At 50.9% G+C, this 4,143-nt stretch carries 1 protein-coding gene; it reads right to left on the reverse strand.

Translation table 11 applies throughout. The annotated features are described in order from the left end of the window. The coding region (locus QUB08_RS31375) for a DUF4347 domain-containing protein (RefSeq protein ID WP_333230140.1) at positions 1-4,047 on the reverse strand (4,047 nt) is incomplete at its 3' end. Positions 4,048-4,143 lie beyond the last annotated feature (96 nt).

The raw sequence follows: 4,143 nt of genomic DNA on the forward strand, positions 1-4,143 counted from the left end.
AGGCTGGGTATCTAGAACTACCGTAAAAGTAGCTGTTCCCCCCGCTTCTGTGGTTGTTAATCCGCTGGTAGGAGTGACGGTGATGCCTTTGCTGTCGTTGTCACTATTAGTAACTGCGACATCGGTAGCATTAACACCGCTGTAATTAGTATCGGTACTGGTAGCAGCAGCGGTGACAATGTTGTAAGCAACATTCCCATCTACTACTAAGTCATCTATTCCTGTAACTGTGACGGTTTGAGGAGTATTCCAGTTAGCCGAAGTGAAAGTTAAACTCGGTTTATCTACAGTACCTTCAGCCGTATTATCCGAAGTCGTCCCAATCGTCACATCTGCTGTAGGCTGGGTATCTAGAACTACCGTAAAAGTAGCTGTTCCCCCCGCTTCTGTGGTTGTTAATCCGCTGGTAGGAGTGATAGAAATTCCCGCAATATCATCGTCTTGAATCGTGGTGGTTATGGGAGAACCAATAATTTTAGCAGTTCCTGGGGCAGTGGCGTTGCTCAGAGTGAGTTCTAGGGTTTCGTCGGGTTCGGTAATTCGATCGCCCACAACGGCCACCGCAATTGTTGCTATGGTAGCATTGGCAGCAAAACTAACCGTACTGCCGGTGGCGGTAACTCCGGTTCCGGTAACAATGGCGTTATCGTAATCGACGCCAGTGGTTGCTGTTCCCCCAAAACTAAAATCAATGCTGCTACTTTGGTTCGTTTCTCCGGTGCGGGTAACGGTGAAACTTACCACTTGAGTACCGCTATTTCCCTCAGTCACAGTGGCGGTACTGCCGACGACGCTGTAAGTAATATCGTTATCGGTAATCTGTGGATTCACAGGACCGATCGCCAATGTTGTTGGATAATTGGGATCTGTACTGTTGGTAATGGCGTGGGTTAGTGCACCAATATGGTTGTTTTCGGCTAGGGTGTCATCAACAGCACGAACGATGACTGCTTGGGGAGTTTGGCCATCAACATTTGTGAACGTTAAAGTTTGCGTGGCCGCAAAATTCGTTCCATCTAGGCTAACCTCTGCTTGAGCATCCGCCGTCACGGTAATTTGAACGTTGCCTATGGGGAGGGTGTTCAATTGTAGGGTATAAGAATTTGTAATTCCCCCTTCTGTTACTTCCGTACTGCCAGCAGATTGAGTGAGGGTAACGCCTGGAGAGTCGTTGTCTGTGTTGGTGACATTCACCTCTGCTGGGTCGAGAGTGTTATAGTTTGTATCGGTGCTGGTAGCAGTGGTGATAATTTGGTAGGGAATATCACCGTCAGCCACCGCATCCTCTACACCGATGATGGTGGCGGTTTGATAAACGTTCCAATTGGTGGAATTAAATGTGAGGTTAGCGGGTAAAACCGTGCCTTCTGCTGTGTTGTTACTGGCTAAGCCAATGATGACATCGGCGCTGGGTTGGCTGGTTAAACGGATATCAAACGTAGCTTGGTCTCCGGATTCGCTGGTATCGCCACTAATCGGGAGGATTTCAAAGCCAGCGGTGCCGTTGTCGAGGATGGTGAAACTACCTGTGGTAGTTGTTCCTAATTGAAGGCCTGCCGATGCATTGCTAATACTTAGGTTGGCAATTTCGTCAATTTCGGCGATGTTGTCGTCGGCAATGGTGAAGGTGACTTGTCCGCTGCTTTGCCCATCGGCGATGGTAATTTGGGTGGGAATTGGGCCGGTGAAATCAGCAGCATCAACTCCAGTTAAGTCGAGGTCAACGGTTTGGTCGCCGACTACAGGTAGGGCCGTTGTAGCAGTGACGGTGATGCTGGTTGTTCCCGCTTCGCTGCCGGTGGTGGGGCTAACTTCGAGGTTGACGGTTGGCGCGGGGATGGTGATGGTAAAGCGGGATGGTGTGGAAATGTCTACGCCGTTGTCTTCTGTACCGCCATTATCTTGGAGTTGGACGTCGAAGATGGCGGTGCCGGGGGTGCCGTTGGGGGTGTAGGTGAGGGTGCCGTCGTTGGCGACAGCGGGGAGGGCGGTAAATAAGCTGTTGCCACTGATGGTGGTAACCAGAAAATTGGCAACGGCTTGGGTTGCTTCGTTGGGGCCGAAGTTGAAGGTATTGGCCCAGCTAGGAACGGTTTGGACGGCATTTGTTGCAGCGACGAGGGTTTGGTTGCCTCCGTTGCTGAAGCTGGGGGCATCGTTGACGCCGTTAATGGCAATGGTGAAATTTTGTAATGTGAATGTATCAACACTGCCGTTAGCATTGCCGCCGCTATCTCGGACTACTACATCAAAGGTGGATGTGCCAGAGGCCCCAGGGGCGGGTGTGTAGGTGAGGTTGCCGGTGGTGGGATCTACTGCGGGTAATGTCGCAAATAAGCTGAGGTTGTTGATATTGGTGACGGTGTATGTTGCCGTTTGTGTGGCTTCATCCGTACCTCCTCCTGGGTTAAAGGTTGCCCACCCCGGTACTATTTGCGCCCCCGCGTCTTCGTTGACAGCGGGTGGGTTGGTGGCGGTGAAACTGGGTGCGTCGTTAACGTAGTTAATAGTGATGGTTGCAGTGGCACTGCCGGTGGCCCGATTGTTATCTTCCGCTGTCACCGTCAGAGTTTGCGACACGGGGTTATCAGAAGTGTTGCTGTACTGAACCAGCCGGGCAAGGGCTGTGATATCCATATCAATTAAATTCAGTGGGGCGTTAGCCTGGGTAACTTCCACGTTGTCAACGTAAAGCTGTCCACCAGCGGCCCTCAAACCCGTAAAATCATAAGTTCCCGAAACGAAGACAAACTTGTATGCGCCCGCTTGAGGGACTGTAACTGTTTCCGTTGCCCAATTGGTAAAGCCTGTCTCGCTGTCGCCCGTTCGATCCAGAATGGTAAGGATATTACCAGTGGTGACCTCAACCAGATAGCCATAAACATCATAGGCATCCCCCCCCCCCAGGGCTCGCCAGTCAAAGGATACCGTATCGCCTGCTGACAGGGTAACCGCATCATTTGAGTAGATGGAGGGGCCACGAACTACATCGTAACCCTGCGCTGTCCAAATGTTCGCACTGGTTAACTGGACGGAATTGCCAGTGCCATCGCTTGTGACGTCACTGAGGGTTGAGGTCAGCGTGCCTGGGGTCGTGGGTATGTTTTGGTCAGAGTTGGGGGCGAGGGCTGGTATGGTTGTGTCTATCGGTGTCGGCAAACCAGCGATGGTATCAATGCCAAATCTTACCTGGTTATTCACCGTAGTCCAGCCAGCGATGATGTTAGAACCAGTGATACCCGTAGTAAAATCCGAGTTCTGGAATTCGCTCGTGAACTGGATTAGCAGGTTCTGACCGTTCTGACCGTTCTGCACGGGATCAACAAAGCCTACAATAAAGGCAGTAGTCCCATTGCCCAGATAGACCGTATTACCAACCACAGAGATTTCAGCGAAAGTGGTGACAGGAGTACCAGCATCAACCAAGGTGAGAAAGTCACCTGGAGTCGGGCTGCTGAGGCTAAATAGGAGGGATCCGCCCCCGTAGTTTGTATTACCCTCGAAGGTTATGTCGTTGTCTAGGATGTATGCCGGGTCTTGCTCATTGTAGAAAGAATCGTTAAGGTTGGAAATAGTTGGAGCCAGTCGTCCTGTCCAGGTCGTCAGCACTGTTTCATGGAAAGGGGCTGGTATGGTTGTGGCGGTGGAGCTAAACTCAAGTGACCAGTATCCATCACCTATTTCCCGGCGTGAAGCAGCCACACCGGAGCCGGTTAGCTGGTGTAATTTCTCCACAAACTCTTCACCAGCATCCCCCACCGCAACATTACAACCGTAGAGCAGCAGGCTGGGAACATCCCACTGTTGTAGTTGGCTGGCGTAGCGATCGAGGGTATCTAAACTCAGTTGTGTCCCGCCCAGGTCGAGGCTACCCGGAGTACCGTGGGAGATGATATGAATAGCTTCAACACCACTAGAGTTGCTTAGAAGCTCGGTAATTTGTTCTACCCCATCTCGTTGAGGATCGAGAACAACTGTTTGGATACCGGGCATGACCCCTGCCACAAGCATCTGGTAATTTTCAACCGTAGTGCTAATAAACGCGATCGCTTTTTTGGTAGTCCCGACGGCTCTCCTGAACTTATGGTTATAAGTTTATCTAATCAGAAAAGCAAGCTAATACGCGATTCCTAAAATTATTAA

The sequence above is a fragment of the Microcoleus sp. BR0-C5 genome, from assembly GCF_036705045.1.
GTDB lineage: Bacteria > Cyanobacteriota > Cyanobacteriia > Cyanobacteriales > Microcoleaceae > Microcoleus.